Raw genomic sequence first — 15985 nt, 5'->3', positions numbered from 1 at the left:
CGGTCGAGGGCGGGTTTTTGCGGGTGTGGGCGAGGTGGCAGGCGCGGCCGACGTGGAGGAGGGCGGTGGTTTGCCGGCTGCGGCGGGTCCGGTGACGATCAGGGAGGGTCGTGCGGTGGTCTGCTGTGGCGGCCGAGGACCATCAGGGTGCGGGCCTGGGTGGCGAGTTGGCTGATGGCGGGGGTGCGGATGGTGACGAAGCTGGAGTGGTAGGCCAGGCGTTCTTCCGTGCTGCGGGGCGGGTCGCCGGGCCGGGGCGGGGGCGGTGGTGGCGAAGCGGTGCCAGCCCTGCAGGTGGTCAAGGCCAAGGGACGCGAGTGGCCGTCGGTACGCATCGGCAAGGGCTTCATGGCCCCGTCGGTGGACGACCACGGCCTGCAGCGCGCGCTGAATGCGAGCGAGGCCCGCCTGATCCACGTCGCGGTCACCCACGCCCGCCACCTGCTGGACACCGAGGGCATCGCCTGGATCGACGAGTACGAAAAGGCCATGGCCGGCGCCGGCCGGGACGGCACGGTAGCCGGGCGGCCGATGATCGAGCTGAGCCTGACCGGACAGCTGAAGTACGACTCCTCACCCATCTCGCAGTGCATGTCCACCCACCTGCCCTACAGCCAGAACCTGGTCCGCGACTATCAGGCGCGCGTAGCAGGCCTCCCGCACCCGGTGCAGCCGATCGACGTGCAGTACCCGAACTGGTCGGCCCTCGGGCACGCTATCGATTACCGCCTCCGCCTCAGCCTCGGCGGGCGGCTCGGACTGGCCGTTGCCGGGGCGTCATGCTTCTCGACGGCACCGGACCGCTGCGCGGCGCACCGGCTCGTGGGGCCCGCAAGGCCCTGCACGCGGCGGGCCAGGAGCTGCTGGCCCGCCGTCGACACCTACCTCGCCGAGCCCAGCAGCCTGGACGAGGACGCGCTCATTCGGCTGTGCTTCGTTGCCGGCTTCTTCGAGGACATCGCCCGCACCGGTGAGATCCGCCGCTTCAGTATGCTCGCCCAGGCCACCCCCGCCACGGCCCTAGACGATCTCACCGCGGCGGTTCCCGAGTACGCCGTGACCGACATCGACCAGCAGATGCGGCTCGCCGACAGTCCGTTCGCCGCCTTCCGGGCTCTACCGCAAAGGGCCCGCGTGTGTGACAAATCCGTTGCCGATCACTCCATGAGCGAAGCGCTGACCTTGGGATCTGGTGATCATTTCCGGATTTTTGGCCGTGGTGTGGCGCGGCTCTGAGCTGGGGGTTTGTGGAGCTGTAGAAGCTGGAGAGGTCCTGAAGTGCGAGTTCAGTGATCGTCTCGGAATGCAGTGATCGGCGCGGGATTTCCCTATGTCTGCGTGGCTGGACTGGGGCGGCGACGGCCCCTGACGGCCTGCCACTCGGTCGGGTGAAGACACACTGCGGCGGAACCCTCCCGGGGACACCCGGCGTAGTGCCGTACATGAACGAAGTGCACGTAAGCCGGCTGGCCTGGTCGACGTCGCGGCCGCCGCCGACGCCCCGCGCTCGCCTTCCAGCAGCTGCTCGCCGACCGGTGGGCGGCGGCGAGCAGCGGAGTACACGACCCGGAACGCGGGCGAGCCCGGCGTTCGGTTGCTCTGCTACCTGGACCTGCGCCAGCAGCTCACCTACCACGGTTGCGGGGAGATATCCCGGGGTGAGCGCCGCGAGCACCCGTTCACCTCCGTGGGCAGCCGGAAACCCGCCTCCGGCGAGGCCCAAGGCCCCAGCTGTTCATTCCCATGGCTGTGCGGGCGTGCCATCCGGGTCCAACCCATGTGGCCATCGCTCCTGCAGGAACTGCCAGAGCCCGCCGAAGTCGGCAACGCATCGATAGAGGACTTCTGTGGCGTCTTGGTTTCCTGAAGCCTCGCGCATCTGTGCCACAGCGACCAGAGCGCTGGTGTTCCCAGCCTCGGCGGCCTGCATAGCGAGGGCCTCGGCGGCCTTTTTGTCTCCAGCCTGTTCGCGCATGCGTGCCAGGGCGACCAGAACGCTGGTGTCGCCAGCGTCTGCGGCTTGTCGGGCCAGGGCTTCGGCCGAATCTCGGTCTCCGGCTTGCTCGCGCATGCGTGCCAGGTTCATTCGGCCGTCCGGAATGCCAGCGTCGCTGGCCCTCTGATAGTGGGCTTCAGCTGTGACAAGGTCGTTAGAAGTCTCGCGGATCCACCCCAGCGTCACCAGTGCGACTCTGTAGCCGGCATCCGCGGCGCGCTGGTAGAAGGCCTCGGCAGCGCCTATATCCCCGGTACGCTCTCGCCGTCTTGCCAAGGCAAACAGTGCCTCCGGGGCGCCGTCGTCGGCGGCCTGCAGAAGTAAAACCTCGGCCGATTCCTGGTCTCCGGCCCTCTCGTGCAGCTGCGCGAGTAAGAAGAGAGGCACCTCGCTGGCGTCCGCGACTTGTCCACCGGAGCTTTCGGTTGTGCTCTCTTCGTGTGGCCTTCTCCGTTCAGGTGCCACCACGATGCTGGCGAGATTCTCGGCTTGTGCAGCGAGGGTAGGCCCGTGCCTGCGGGCCTGATGTCGGAGGTGCAATGCCCAATGGTTGCGGTAACGGAATCGCGCTGCTTCAGCGAGATTTAGCAAGTCGTCCATGTCGGTGAGATGGGTGTGGGCAGCTTGCCAGAAAGAGGCGGGTGGGCACAGGCGTCGGCGGGTGGCGCGGCCGTGTTGTTCGAGGTAGTCAGCAAGTCGGAATACCGGCGCCGCTGTCGGGTGGGAGGGCGTGGCGATTGGTGGGGTTCCGGGCGTGCGGCGCTGGGGGCGGGGGCTGGCGCGGCGTAGGGGGGCTTGCTTCCCATGAACCAGGTGTGCGAGTTCAGCGAAGGCAGCTTCTGCCCAGTCGTCGGTGAGCTGGTCGTGGTCGATGTCGGAGAGGTAGTCGAGGGCGGCGTCGGTGAGGAATGCCTGGGGGAGGTGGAGGGCGACGCCGAGGCGGCGTGCGTCCATCGCCGCTTTCAGTACGGCTTTGGCAGCCGGGGTGCCGCTCTGGTAGCGGTGCAGGAGTTCGGGGGCTCCGGCCAGGTCTTGTGTCAGGCGTCCGTCGGCACTGGCGCGGTTGAGGGCGTCGGCCAGCAGCCGGTCGCCGCCCTTGGCGAGGACGTTCGCAGCGGCCAGAGCCGGAGCGTCGAACGTGTCGGGGACCGTGAGGGTGCGGCCGGTAAGCAGTTCCCGGACCCGGCTGTGCGGGTCCGGCCCGTTTGGGGTGGGCAGCGCGGTGTACTGGGCGGCGTACTCGGGCCACAGCGTGCCCAGCACCAGCACCGGCCCACGCTCCGGCTGGACGAGCAGACTGTGCACGGCGGCCGCGATTCGTTCGCCGGTCCTCGGGTCGCCGAGGTAGTGCTGGGCCTCGTTCAGCCAGACCACGGTCCGTGGCCGGACGCAGTGCAGGTCGTCGAGCGCGGCCTCGGCGCGGGTCGGGTCGAAGGGGTGCCATAGCCGCCACCCCTTCTCGGCCAGCGACTGGATGGCTTCCCAGCAGGCCCGTGTCTTCCCGGTGGAGGATGTGCCGACCAAAATCAGCATCCGGCTGTGGCCCTCGCCGGCCTCGCGCACGGCGTCCGCCAGGATCCGGTCGTGCTCGCGGGGCACATAGCCGGGCAGGGCTCGCTGCTCCGGCGAGCCGGAACCGGGACCGGCCGGGGCGGGACCGGCCGGGTGGACTTCCAGAGCGTGCGGCTCCCACTCACCGATCGGCCTGCCCGGCCCCGACCCGGACCCCGCATCCGAGGCCGCCGCGGTCCGCTGCAGCTCCAGCAGCTCCTGCACGGGGAGTTTCAGCGCGCGGGCCAGTGCCGCCACCGTCTTTTCGGACGGCACCCGCCCGTCGGCCCCGAACGCCTCCGACACGGTCGTACGCCCCAATTGTGCCCGGGTGGCGAGTTGCGTCTTGTCGAGCCGGGCCCGGGCCAGTCCGCCGTTCAGTCTCCTGCGCAGCTCGGTCAGTGCCGGATGGTGTTCGCTCTGCTCGTCGTGCACGTGCTCGCCCCCGGGCCGTGATGTGTTCGCCGCTGTTCATCTTCCCTCCGGCGAACCCCGGCGCACACCGATTCCGCGACCTTCAACCATGTCAACACCTCACCGTGCGCAGGGAGCCTGCCGTGAACGTCGCCGTCGTACTGCTCACCACCGCCCTGGTCGTCGTGATCGCGCTGCTGGCCGCCGTCGGTGCCGCCGTACTCGCTCGCCTGGACGGCGCCAGCTACCCCACTGCCCTCAAGCAGGCCGCCACCACGTTTGCTGCGGTCATCACTGTTGCCGCAGCGATGACTGCAGCCCTCGCCGCTGTCTGTACATGAGCGGGTCCACCGGTGCAGCGACCCCGCGTCATAGGACACGGTCTTCACCGTCGTCGGCCTGGACATTGCAATGCTTGGCACCCTGGACGGGGCGCGAGGTGACGGGCCGTCGGCCGTCCCGGCGCCGTGTCAGCCGGGACGTATTTCCGCTGAAGGGTAGATACTTCCGGCGGGCGTTACATCTTTTCGCCGGTACATCCTGCGCGTTACACAACTCGCCCCCCGCCGACGGGGTGGTGCCCGGCGGGCTCCCGCGCCCCCGTGTACGCGCCCCAGCGCTCAGAGCCGGCCGTGGTGCCCAGTGGTCCGGCCGGGGTGTGGTGGTCACCAGTCGGGGGTGCCTTCGCGGACCCGGGTGCGGGTGAGGAGGCCGAGGGGGCGGGGTTGCCGAGCCCCGGGCGTTGCGGGCGGCCGCCCGCAACGCCTTCTCCAGGTCGGCGACGGTGTCCCGTACCCGCGTCGTCCGCTGCTGTCGGGCAGCACGGAAGATTTCAGTGAGCGAGCCTGTGACTTGGGCACTGAAATCTTCCGCGCGATGGCTCATGTGGGTTCGGGTGCAGCGATTGCTTCAGTGTCGGGTGGCAGTGGGTCAGCGTTTGACGCGGTTGCGGACGGCGAGGACCGCGAGGCCCAGAAGGACGGGCTCGGCCAGGCGGGAGGTCATCTCGATGTAGGTGCCGGCGGTGGTCAGGTCCTGGTCGGCGGAGCGGAAGACCACCGAGTTGAGCGTGACGTTCAGGGCCTTCTCGAAACGCTCGCCGGTGAACCGGTTCCCCGTGGGGTTGTGCGGTTCGTCCTTGTCGATCTCGAAGGTGACCGTGCCTCCGCCGACGGGGACGGTGCCGGTCGCTTCCTGCTTCGGGGCGTCCTTGGGGAGGCCGACGCTCATCAGGAGCACGATGGTGACGAGCATGGCGGCGGCGAGCCAGCCCAGAGCCCGGGAGGCGCGCAGGCCGTAGCCGGACAGCGCCCAGTAAGCGGTCAGAAGGCTTCGCTCGCTTCGGGGGATGTCGTCGGCGTGGCGGCGCATCTCCATCTCTCCGTAATAGAAGTCGGCGGCCCCAGGCTCATGCTTGCCATCCTCGAACGCTTTGCGCAGCGCGCGGTACACCGGTGCCAGTTGCAACGGCCCGACGCGCCCGGCGCCGAACACTGCCACGTTCCAGCCCCGGGCCGCCGATGGCTCGCTCGCGCGCCAGTGGTGTTCTTCGGCGAGGGTGCGGCGCTGGGTGAACCGTACGGGGCGCCAGCCCCGCCAATGCACTGCGGGCGGCACCGTGTCGAAGATGCAGGCACCCTCCAGTCGCAGCTGGTCCAGGTGCACGGTTCCGGTGAACAGGCATCCCGCGAGGTCGACGTCGGCGAGGACCAGGTGGGCCGCGTCCACCCCGCGCAACGAGGCCATCCGCACCGCGGCGTCGGGCGCATCGGCAAGAACCTGTTCGTCCACCGTCTGTCCGTCGGGGAGTACGAAGGGGTTGGCCTCCGCGGCGATCGTGAGGGGGTATTCGAAGACAGCGTGGGCGAAGTCCACTGTGGCGTAGCGCAGACGTAACTCGGCCGTTGATGTCCAGCGGGTTCGCAAGCACTCCAGCCGGCGCGCAGCGAACGAGAGGTTCGCTGGGCTGCTGAACGTCGCCTCGGAGAGCACAAACCGCCCGGCGCACACCAAGGGGCCGAGGGTGACCAGCCGCTCGAAGGTCGCCTCATCGAACCTAGCGTCGCCCTCGAAAACTGCCGACCGGAAGTGGGCGGCGCCCTGGAAGGTTGCGTACCCGAATGAGGCGTGACCCTCGAAGGTCACCTGCCCGAACTGGCCGGTGCCCTGGAAGGCCGCCCGCACAAAAGAGGCGTCCTGGAAGGTCGCCGAGTCGAACTGGGCGAGGTGCTCGAAGGTCGCCGAGTCGAACTTGGTGATGCCCTGGAAGGTCGCCGAGTCGAACCATGCGAGGTCGTGGAAGGTCGCCGATCTGAACCCGGCGTAGCCCTGGAAGCTCGCCGTGTCGAAATGGGCGTAGCCCTGGAAGGTCGCCGACTCGAAGCGAGCGAGGCCCTGGAAGGTCGCCGAGTCGAACCACGCAAGGCCCTCGAAGGTCGCCGAGTCGAACCACGCGTGGCCCTGGAAGATCGCCCTTACGAATTGGGCATCGTCTTGGAAGGTCGCCGAGTCGAACCGGGCTTCGCCGAGGCGGGGGTGTCCGGTGGCGGGGTCGAGGAGGGCGTCGAGGAGGGCATCGAGAAGGGGTTCGGTGAAGGAGGTGCCGCGATGGTCGATGTCGGCGCCGGGTGTCAGGCCATCCAGGTAGGCGTCGCGGTCGGCGTCGGCCAGATGGGCGAGGCAGACTGTGTGACCAGGGGCGTGAATGCCGCGGCAGCCGACCGTGTCCTCCGGGGTAGTGCCGTGGCCACAGTGCGGCCAGTCAGGCGGAGTCGGGGACGGTTCAGGGCTCGGGTGTGGCATACCCGAAGGGACGATCGAGCACGGTCGATGGTTGCCGAGCTCGCCTCCGACACGGCCAGCACTGAAATCTTCGCTGCGGTTCTGAAGGACGTATCGAAATGAATCGTGCTCTACTGAAATCTTCCGTGCGTTCCGACAGCTGCCTTGGCGGCCTGGTCGACAGAGTCGAGGAGGCGGCGGGCACGAACTGGGCGAGCTCGTCGAGTCCGGGCCAGACGCCAGCGAGGGTGGCGTCGGTGGCGAGCTGTCCCAGCAGCTCGCGTACGGCGTCGTGCCGCTGGGCCCAGCCGTAGGTCCGCGGGCCGCCCGGTTCCCGCCTCATGACGGCCTCACCTGCGCGAAGTCCCCGCTCCGGGCCGCCCGCGCCGTGCTGTTCCCGCGTCCTGCCGCTGCGCCCGGTGGCGCGGGCCTGGAGCGTACGGCCCGCCGTCCGGCGGGGAGTTGGGGCGTCACCGCCACTGCAATGCCTCGGCGGTCGGTGAGCAGGGCGCTGCCGTCGAGGACGAGGGTCAGGCGCTCGGCGAGCTCGTCGCGGTGGGGAGAGGCTCTGCGAGGGCGCGGCCCATCAGATACAGGTCCGGGCTGTCGGCGCCGTCGGGGAGGGATTCAGAGGAGCCGGCGGGCGGCGCCCGGTGCTCCTCGTCGCCGAGGTGGAGGCCCAGACGGTGCTCTACGACGGCGCGGGCCGCCGCAAGGAAGCCGTGGGCGTCTAGCCGCGCTGCGACGCCGAGTTCACCGTCGTGCCTGGCCACTGATTCTGTTCCTCCCGCTCGGCCGGCGCCCCGGCCGCCCTCGTCCGGCTGGCGGTCCGTCCCGTCCATGCTGCTCCCGGCCGGACTGATGTCCGCCGATGCTCGTGTGGACGGCCGCGCTCCGTCGACGTCCTCGTCGGCGCCGGTGCGGCGGGCGCGTGCCCGGTCGGTGAGCTGGTGGAGGTGGTCGATCCAGCCATGCATGAACACCTCCGCCCCGCCCTGTTCGGCCCCGGGCAGCCGCAGCAGCCCCTCCCCGGTGTCGGCCTGTTCGGTGAGCACCGACTCCAGCCAGGTGGCGAGCGCGGCGATTTCAGGGGCGAGGCACATGGTCAGGGCGTGCACGACGCCTGACGGGTTGATCATCAGGGCGGTTAGCAGCGGGCCCGGGACAAACGCCTGGTCAAGGCCCGGGAAGAGCTCGACAGCTGCAGCGCAGGGCCGGCGGCCGCTACTGCAACACTGCAGAGAAGATCGCCGCCCGCATCGGCGTGATCGCCAAAGCCCGCCGCGTCACTGGCTGCCTGCGTACCTCCATCACCACCGACGCCACCGGACGGCCCACCTTCAACTGGCACTTTGACCAAGACGTCCTCCAGGCCGAAGCCGCCATCGACGGCTGGTACACGCGGCTGACCACCCTCACCCCCGAACATGCCGACACCGCAGAGGTACTGCGGTGTTACAAGGGCCAAGGCACCGTCGAGCGCCGCTACAGCGACTTCAAGGGCCTCCTGGCAGTCACCCCCGTCTTCGTGCAGGACAACAAGAGGGTTGCCGCACTGGTGACGGTGATCTGCCTGGCCCTGCTCGTGTTCTGCCTGATCGAGCGCCAGGCCCGCCGGGCCCTCGGGAGCGACCAGAGGATGCCCGGGCTCTATCCCGGCAACCAGCAGGTCCGGCCCACCGGCCGGATGATCCTCTACCATCTCTCTGGCCTGCGGCTACGCGTCGTCGGTGCCACCGACCCGACCATCATCGTCATCAGCCGCGGCGTCCAGCTCCATTTCCTCGACCTCCTCGGCCTGGAACCGACGCGTCCCCGCTGGCCAGAGACCTGAACGAGCTACCCGTGGCGCGCCATGGGCCATCCTGGGGGCGTTGACGGCATAGCCCACAACCAGGGGCGCGCCGCCCGTGCAGGTGCGCGTCCTTCCCTCAGCGTCGGTGGGCGTACGGAGGATGACCAAGTGGTCTCCGGAGGCACGTGCCCTGTGGCAAGCTCATCTCCCTGGGGGAGAGGAACGACTGATGGCCCATTACCAATGCGGATCGTGCTCGTATCAGAGCGACCATCTCGGCGAGGCTCAACAGCACTTGCACCAGACGGGCCACGTTTGTATCGGCAAGGGCGGTGTCGGGCCAGCCGGAGGTAAGTTCGGCAAAGCCAGGGTCGTGGGTAAGGCCGGCGTCAGCGTTCTGGCCGCCACCACCATCGGGCTCCTTGCCTGGAAGTATAAGGGGCTTCAGGAAGAGCACGAGGGGCTCCAGACGAAGCACGAGGGGCTCCTGTCCATGGCTGCCGGACTGGTTGTGCAGTTGGCGGAGTCGACGGCGGAGAACGAGAGCCTGAAGTCGGAGAACGACTACCTGAAGTCGGCCACCGGTGCCTCGAAGACGCTCAAGAGCTACGACTGCTGAGTGAGGGCGTACTGCGGGTAGTGCCACTGGTGGACGGGTGCCCCGGAGCTCGATGCCGTTGGAAGGTCGAGCGGGTGCCGGCCCAGCTCAGCGCTAGATCCGTTCTCCGCAGGTCACCCATTCGAGAAGATCAACTGATCGCAGCGGGCCAGCCACCGATCAGCGCAGCGGTCCGAGTTGCAGAACAACGCGGGAACGGCCGCTCAGGCCGGGAGCTGTGGCCTGGTGGTTGGGTCTGGCGGGCGGCGAGGGTGCGCTATTTTCGTGCCGTATGGAAGACACCTCCCCACTGCGTCAGGCCGTCCTTGCCTGGCTCGAGCTGGCACGGGACCTGGCCTCGATACCCCAGGCAATCACCGATGTGGCTCTGTCGACGCAGCCGGAGTTCGATGCCGTGATCAACGCGGTGGTGGGCGCCGCGCCGAAATCCGAACACCGCGACCTGTACGGCAAGGCCGATGGTGACTGGATGCCCCGATGGTCCACGCTCTTGAGCGGATCAGGGCTGGGGGACGCGACCCGTCTGGTTGCCCAGGGGGCGACGGTGCCGGTGGAAGAGGTTGCGGACAGCTTCGTCGCCTTCTGCACGGCGCCCGCGCCGGCAGTGGAGGACTGGCTGTTGCTGACCGGCGATCTCCCCGAGGGGGCACGGATCCCGCTGGGCCGGTACACCCTTCAGACCTTCACCGCCGACGAACTGAGGCAGTTGGGCCAGATGCCCGCCCTTTACGGCCTTCAGCCGGGCGGGCTCGACCTCCGTCTCCTGGCTGGTGCGCCGTTCGTCCACGCCCCCGATCCGGACCGTGCCTCGGACCGCAGTGGCGCGCCCTGGTTCGATTTCACCGGCCCGCGGCCGGAGGCCCGGCACTGGAGGGCGCTGCTGCCGTTGATCCTGTGGAGCCCCGAACTCCTGCATGTCGACGCGGTGTTCGACGTCGAACGCGGTCGCGAGTTCGGGCTGCACCCAAACCACGTGCCCACCACCCTCCAGATCTACGAGGACCATGACGGCAGGCAGGAGGAAGTCGAGGTCCGCGAGACTGGCACCTTCCACGTCACCCAGGCGCAACTCCCGCGCCTGCAAGCCTTCTGCTCCGCCGTGACCGCAAAGATCGACGCCGTCGTGGACGGCGCCACCAGCAGCCGAAGGCTGCCCAGGAGGCGCGCCCTGCGCCTGGAGCGCGCGGCCCGGCACCTGGTGCAGGCCCACCAGCGCACCCACAGCGACTACGGCGTGTGGGAGCAGGAGGCTGACGAGCTGCACCTGGACTACGTCATCACGCTGGAAGCCCTGATGGCTAGCCCCGACGACAAGCACGAGGGCGTCAGCGAAAGGATCCGGTCCCGTGCAGCCGCCCTGTTTTTCACCCCGTCCCTGCGCCAGCAGGTCGAGACAATTGTGCAGGATGCGTACAGCGCGCGCTCCAAGTACGTGCATGGGGACGTCCTCAAAAACCAGGACGAGAGCGAGAAGCTGGCCGCCCTGCGTGACCTCAGGCTGATCGTGCGGCAGGTTGTTCTGCGCTGGCTCGTCCTCACCCCCTGTGACACTGAAGACCTCGCACCCCTCCTCGACGCTGCTGCTGCCGGCACCGGCCGCGAACGCGCCGTCGATGAACCCCTGCGTGCCTTCTTCCGCGCAACGCCGCCGCAGGACCGCCTCGGGCTCTGAGCCGGACCACAGGGCCGGTCGTGAGCAGTGCGACGCGGCCCCCTGTTCCTCGGCAGGCGACTGGCAGCAGTGCGAGGGCGGGCAGCCGACGTTGGACGGTCCGCGTGTTGGGGCCACACCCGGTTTTCCTCGCCGGTCCGGGGCAGGTCGGATGTGGCTGGCACCGGCGGGGGAGTCAGGTGGTGTCGAATTCCGCTACCGCCGCCGTGGCTCGCTGGTCTGCCTCTGTTTGCAGGGTCTCCCAGTCGGCGGGTGCCTGGCGTGTTCCTGCCGCCAGGACCGCGGCGCGTACGGCGGTGCGGACATCGCCGGGGCCCACCCGCAGCCCGGCTCCCCTGAGGCCCTGGATTTCCGACAGCGCCTGCGCGGCGGCCTGGTCGAGGTCGGGGGCTGCCCCGGCAGACGTGCCCGCAGCGTCCCTGCACACCACGATGACGTCGATGCGGTTGGGCTCCGCCGCTGCGGTCTTGGAGAGACTGGTGGCCACTTCGGCGATCATGGCGCGGGTGGTGGTGACGGTGAAGCCGGCGTCGGACAGCGACCGCATCAGAGCGCACCAGCCCCTGGTCTGCGACTGGTGGAAGCTGAACAGGAGGCAGCCGCCGGGTTTGAGGACGCGCCGGCACTCGCGCCAGACACGGGCTGCGGTGGCTTGGAATCCATCAGGGGCGGCGTTCTGTACTTCTTGGACGGCTCGGGTGCTGGGTATGTCCGGGTAGCCCTGGTAGGGGCGCATGGCGCTGAGCCACGCGTGGAAGAAGTCGGCCAGTTCCGAGTAGTGGACGTTGTCGACGTAGGGGGGGTCGGTGACGATGAGGTCCACGCTGTCGTCGGGAAGATCCGTTTGCGAGGCATCGCCGGTGATGGTGTAGGCCGTTGCGGGATCCCGTGCGAACTGCTGCCACGTCGTGCTCAGGGGGCGGGCGACGGGCAGCGAGGACTGGTCGACGGCGAGGATCCGGCCGGCCTCGGCCCTGAAGTCCAGCGGGGTGTTCTTGTACTGGGCCGCTTTGTGCAGCCGGGTGAGCACCCCGGAGAACCCGGCCGATCCCCCCTGGGCGCCCCAGGGGTCTCCTTCGACGCTGCACCGCTCCGGTCGCAGTACGTGGTTGTGGAAGATCGAGCGGACCGGGCCGGTGCCCTCCCCCTTGTAGGAGCAGAAGAGGTTGTGGTGTTCGACGGTTCTGCCGAACGATGCGATGAGCGCCTCACGCTCCGCGGACGCCCCAGGGAGATCGCGCAGCGCCGCGCCGATCAGCCCGAGGCTATAACGCTGGCGCTCGTTGAAGAACCGCTCCCAGGAGTCGTACCCCCAGCGCAGCGCCTGGACCGTGCTGACGCCTTTCTCCAGCGCGCCGAGCGGGCGTACGAGCTCATCGGGGGATGTGTCGGCGAGGGACTTCGCCGCCTTGTCGTACAGGCAGAGGTCGAAGTCGTCGATCGCCCGGTACTCACGCTTGCCGTCGGCGTGCAGCACCAGCTTCGCGTACATGCGCCGTTCCGGGACGACGCCGTTCAGCGCGGCAATGACCGGGGTGCGGTGTCCGAGACGGCACGTCATGAACCGTCCGCGGGCGGCCCCTTGGAACGAGAAGGCCATGCCGCAGGCGGGACAGTGCCCCCTCTCGTCCTTGCTCAAGTCGGTGACGCAGATGCCCCGGCAGCCCGGGCATATGGCCTGTGCGCGGGGGAATCTGCGCGGGTACGCATGGCGGGCGAAGACCCGGGTGGTGAAGAGCTCCACGTCCTCGCCGCACTCTGGGCAGTGCGCGAGGGCCACCCAGAAGTAGTGCAGGACCGGTTCATTGGAGACGGTGCGGTGCAGTTCCTGGACGGGGCGGGCGCACTTCCTGACGACCTGCCCGAAGAGGTCCGCGAGCACCTCGAGATCCCATGGCTGCAGCGCCTGCCGCTGGGTGAGCGTCGCGACGGGGTTGATGTCGCGGCCGACGGCAGCGGCCCCGAGTTTGGCCGCCTCGACAAGGGTGGTGCCCGATCCGGCGAAGGGGTCGTAGACGACGAGCCCCCGCAGCCTGGCCGAGGCGTCCGCAATGGAGTCGTCCGGCCCGGACACGGCAGCCAACAGTAAGTGGCGTGCGACGCTGCCTAGGCGCCTCGCCCACCACTTGTGCACGTAGGTCGCGGGCCGGTGCACTTCCTTGCGCCATGACTCGTGTTCGGCGATCCGGCTCCACTCCACTGGCGCCGGCCCGGCCTCGAGAAGTGAGACCGGAGGGAGGCCCGCTCCTGACTTCTCGTTCATGTGTACGCCCCCGGTGGTCCGAACCCGGATCCACCGCCCTCGGATTGGGCAGGAGCAGGTGACGGCCTGTCAACGTGCGTTACTGTAACGGCAGGTAGTGGGGGGATACCAGGTGGGTGATTGCGCGCGTGACATATTTGGACTGCCTCGTCCCTCCCGACGCAGGCCCGGCCGACTTCTTCGAGCGCGTGCAGGCCCTTCGCATGACGGACCGCGGCCGCACCGTCGATCTCGGCCCGCTGGACCGTGCCACCCTGACCCTGCTGTCCCATGCGTTATCGAGCAATCAACGCAGCGTGTACCTGAGCCTGCCCCGCGGGCGGCACGACCTGGCCGTGCTGGTCGGGATCTACCTTCAGCTCATACGGCGCGGGGCAGAGCTGACCGGCGGACCATCCTGCCCGGTCCCTGACGGACCGGTGGTCGTCGTCGGACTGCGTACCAACGTCACCGTACGGCTGGCACAGCTTGCGATCGGCAGGCAGAACCTCTCGCGAGCCCTGCGCATGCAGAGAATCCGCGGTGACGGCCGGGTCGTTGATCTCCAAGGAAAGATCACGAGGGCTGTCGACTCGCCCTCGGGGCTGTTCTACCTCAACACCGCCTTAGGCCGGCCCTCGCTGGGGACCAGCGTCGGCACCGTTGTCATCGACCGCACCAGTATGGCCAACGACCAGTCCTGGGAGCGCGCGTTGGCCTGGGCGAGCGAGCACGATGCCGCTCGCGTCGTGGCCGTGGCCGACCTGGGCACCCAGCCAGGCAGTGGCCGGGCCTGGACACAATGGCCGTGGACTCCCGCGCTGCGCGCCGACGTGCGGCACACCCTCGGTCATCGTCCCGCATACGGTCCCCTGACCAGTAACGCCCTCCTCGCCCACCGCCCGGCAGCCACGGCAAGCGTGGCGTTATACCGTCACGAGCAGCTCGCCGAGCTCCATCGGACGGTCGTGGCGGGTGTGGTCGCAGCACGGCGTGTCCACACGTCGGAGTCCTGGCCGCAGCCGATCGCCGACGCCGTGCGTCTGCTCAACCTGCTGTGGTGCAGCTGGGGTTCGATCGGGAAGCAAGACGCCTGGCAGGTGCTCATGGGGCGCGGCAGTGGTGCACGGGCGCTGGCCCGGTCGGTGTCCCGCGGGACATTGGAGGGGAGGGTCGGGCCGTGGGGGCTGTTCCGCGAGACCCAATGGCCCGACCTTCGGCGCGGCGTGCTGGACCTGTATGAACTGCTATACGACGACAACCCGCGCCGGGACCTCCTGCTTGCGCTGATCGCCTGGGCACGGGCCGACCGGGCAGGCGGCCCCGTCATCGTCCGCACCCGCTCTCGCTCCGCCGCCGCCGCTGTTGCCGAGGAGCTGGCCGACACACTCGGCGTCGATGCTGACTCCCTGCTGCTCGCCCCCCGGCCCGGGCCCGCCGCCAACGGAGGAGCCAGCGCGCTGCACGTGATGCCCTATACGGAACGCCTGGCCTGGGACGCCTCGCCGAGGCTCGAGCTTCACCTCGGTGTCCCCTCGACCCTACACACCGGCGTGCTGTTCTCCGGTGCTGCCGATGAACACGTCGCCGTTGTGGAGCAGAGCGAGTACACCTGGCTGGAGCGTTCGGCCAGCCGTGCACTGCACGGCTGGCACGAGCAGATACGCCAGAGCGCCGCGGTGCTGAGGCTGGGCGAGGTACCGGAGTCGGCGACGCCTCCGCTCCCCGTCGCATACGGCCCCGTCGACCTCTCCGGACCGTCCCCCGCACCAGACGAGTTCCTCCAAGGCCAGTGCAGGTCAGACGCGGGCGCGGCCGGGCACCCGCGGCTGCCAAGGCCGGTTCAGGTCAGGCATGATCGTGCTTCCAGCGGGCCTGTAGGTGAGGCGAGCCGGTTGTGTCCCGGTGCAAGTGGCAGCCGTTCCTGCTTGGTTCTGGTGGCCGGCTGCGTTTCCGTGTCTGCAGGGACGGTCGCGGTCGGTGTTCGGTGGTGGTGCAGCCAGTCCAGCAGCGGGGCCCCGCCTGCCTGGGCATCCAGCTCCCACACCTCCATGAGCGCCTCGGCCTTGCCGAGCCACCGGGCGCGGGCATTGGTGTCCCGGATGTCCGACTGCTCGAACTCGGCCATCAGCTGTGCGAGCCGTGCCGCTTCCGGGTAGATCACCAGTGGCATCACCCGGCTACTGCGGTCCTCCAGCCCGCATGCCCACGCCCGGTGGACCCAGCGCAGCACCATGGGCATCGCCCGCCACCAGTCCGCCGCTACCTGGAAAGCGTCGGCGAACAGCTCCGCACCTGACCGGCCGAACTGCTTGTGCAGCCGGGCACGCTCCAGGTGTGCGGTGACGACCTCGGGAAGCTCCTTCAAGGGCAGCTCGTCCTGCGGCTCCGTCCTCGAGTCGTCGCACCACCGCCGGTGCCGGGCACACACCCGCCAGCTGTCAGACATCAGCCACCAGGCCGGCTCCCTGACCCCGCGGACCTCCGCACATCTCGTGCAGCAGCGTACGAGATGCCCCTCGGACGGCTGCCAGGGCCACTTCCACACCGCATCCGCGTTACCGGGCAGAAGATGGCGCGTGGCAAGCCCGGGCAGTGCCCGCCGCAACACGGCCGCCGGTTCGCCGGCCAGCATGGCCAGATACTCAAGGCCCGGCCCGTTCACGTACATCTCGGTGCACTGCGGATACTTCGCCACGCGCGCCGCATCGTCCGACGACGATCCCGTGCCCTGGCCCACGCGCTGAAGGAAATCTGCGAGCCCCAGCCCGTTGGCGTGGGCCAGCCGGTTCACGAACGACCCCGTCGACTCACCGGGCAGAGGCTGGACCCGGAGCGGCAGGGGCTGACGCGGACCGTAGAGCCCCGGCATCTGCAGTACCACGCCGTTCCCTCTCTTCTCTGACCGCCCCGCA

11 protein-coding genes and 2 pseudogenes are annotated in these 15985 nt (G+C 69.1%); 7 read left to right on the top strand and 6 right to left on the bottom strand.

Annotated elements, in window-relative coordinates:
• Positions 1-98: 98 nt before the first annotated feature.
• Complete coding sequence (locus SLV14N_RS00120) at positions 99-302, bottom strand: hypothetical protein (protein WP_263267387.1); 204 nt, start codon at positions 300-302, stop codon at positions 99-101.
• Between SLV14N_RS00120 and SLV14N_RS00115 the strand changes: the two genes are divergently transcribed.
• Complete coding sequence (locus SLV14N_RS00115; protein WP_263267385.1) at positions 280-1236, top strand: ATP-binding domain-containing protein; 957 nt, start codon at positions 280-282, stop codon at positions 1234-1236. The genes SLV14N_RS00120 and SLV14N_RS00115 overlap by 23 nt on opposite strands.
• Positions 1237-1399: 163 nt before the next feature.
• A pseudogene (locus SLV14N_RS38885) lies at positions 1400-1567 on the top strand (hypothetical protein); the annotation flags it as partial.
• A gap of 168 nt (positions 1568-1735) precedes the next feature.
• Here SLV14N_RS38885 and SLV14N_RS00110 read toward each other — a convergent pair.
• A complete protein-coding gene (locus SLV14N_RS00110; protein ID WP_263267384.1) occupies positions 1736-3982 on the bottom strand; it encodes a hypothetical protein in 2247 nt (748 codons plus the stop codon).
• 122 nt (positions 3983-4104) lie between these two features.
• Here SLV14N_RS00110 and SLV14N_RS00105 point away from each other — a divergent pair, with 122 nt between their 5' ends.
• Positions 4105-4302: a hypothetical protein gene (locus tag SLV14N_RS00105; RefSeq protein WP_199218996.1), complete on the top strand. Its 198-nt coding sequence runs from the start codon at positions 4105-4107 to the stop codon at positions 4300-4302.
• Positions 4303-4891: 589 nt separating this feature from the next.
• Here SLV14N_RS00105 and SLV14N_RS00100 read toward each other — a convergent pair.
• Entirely contained in the window at positions 4892-6763 is a 1872-nt protein-coding gene (locus SLV14N_RS00100) for a pentapeptide repeat-containing protein (protein WP_263267382.1), read from the bottom strand.
• 509 nt (positions 6764-7272) lie between these two features.
• Positions 7273-7881, bottom strand: a complete 609-nt coding sequence (locus SLV14N_RS00095) for a hypothetical protein (protein WP_263267380.1) — start codon at positions 7879-7881, stop codon at positions 7273-7275.
• A 125-nt stretch (positions 7882-8006) separates the two neighbouring features.
• Here SLV14N_RS00095 and SLV14N_RS00090 point away from each other — a divergent pair, with 125 nt between their 5' ends.
• From SLV14N_RS00090 to SLV14N_RS00080, 3 genes are all read left to right on the top strand, one after another.
• Positions 8007-8576 (top strand): hypothetical protein, encoded by a 570-nt coding sequence (locus SLV14N_RS00090; RefSeq protein WP_263267378.1) that lies wholly within the window; start codon positions 8007-8009, stop codon positions 8574-8576.
• A 190-nt stretch (positions 8577-8766) separates the two neighbouring features.
• Positions 8767-9156, top strand: a complete 390-nt coding sequence (locus SLV14N_RS00085; protein ID WP_263267376.1) for a hypothetical protein — start codon at positions 8767-8769, stop codon at positions 9154-9156.
• 271 nt (positions 9157-9427) lie between these two features.
• Positions 9428-10828, top strand: coding sequence for a HEPN domain-containing protein (locus SLV14N_RS00080; protein ID WP_263267375.1), 1401 nt, complete (start codon positions 9428-9430; stop codon positions 10826-10828).
• 175 nt (positions 10829-11003) lie between these two features.
• On the opposite strand, the gene SLV14N_RS00075 is transcribed toward SLV14N_RS00080, so the two are convergent.
• The gene (locus SLV14N_RS00075) at positions 11004-12902 is read right to left on the bottom strand and encodes a DNA methyltransferase (protein WP_263267374.1); all 1899 of its coding nucleotides are present in this window, start codon (positions 12900-12902) and stop codon (positions 11004-11006) included.
• A 392-nt stretch (positions 12903-13294) separates the two neighbouring features.
• Between SLV14N_RS00075 and SLV14N_RS00070 the strand changes: the two genes are divergently transcribed.
• Positions 13295-15229 carry a hypothetical protein gene (locus SLV14N_RS00070; protein ID WP_263273423.1) on the top strand — a complete coding sequence of 645 codons (1935 nt, stop codon included), beginning with the start codon at positions 13295-13297 and terminating at the stop codon, positions 15227-15229.
• 263 nt (positions 15230-15492) lie between these two features.
• Here SLV14N_RS00070 and SLV14N_RS00065 read toward each other — a convergent pair.
• Positions 15493-15942: pseudogene (locus tag SLV14N_RS00065) on the bottom strand (TniQ family protein); the annotation flags it as partial.
• Between the last annotated feature and the right edge of the window lie 43 nt (positions 15943-15985).

The sequence above is a fragment of the Streptomyces sp. Je 1-4 4N24 genome, assembly GCF_026239515.1.
In the GTDB taxonomy this organism is placed as follows: domain Bacteria; phylum Actinomycetota; class Actinomycetes; order Streptomycetales; family Streptomycetaceae; genus Streptomyces; species Streptomyces nigrescens.
This window is presented reverse-complemented; position numbering and strand designations above follow the sequence as displayed.

What these genes read in the sequence shown, in the direction of transcription:
- SLV14N_RS00070 (WP_263273423.1), top strand. Translation starts at nt 13,295, where the DNA reads ATGACGGACCGCGGCCGCACCGTCGATCTCGGCCCGCTGGACCGTGCC.
- SLV14N_RS00080 (WP_263267375.1), top strand. Translation starts at nt 9,428, where the DNA reads ATGGAAGACACCTCCCCACTGCGTCAGGCCGTCCTTGCCTGGCTCGAG.
- SLV14N_RS00085 (WP_263267376.1), top strand. Translation starts at nt 8,767, where the DNA reads ATGGCCCATTACCAATGCGGATCGTGCTCGTATCAGAGCGACCATCTC.
- SLV14N_RS00100 (WP_263267382.1), bottom strand. Translation starts at nt 6,763, where the DNA reads ATGCCACACCCGAGCCCTGAACCGTCCCCGACTCCGCCTGACTGGCCG.
- SLV14N_RS00095 (WP_263267380.1), bottom strand. Translation starts at nt 7,881, where the DNA reads ATGATCAACCCGTCAGGCGTCGTGCACGCCCTGACCATGTGCCTCGCC.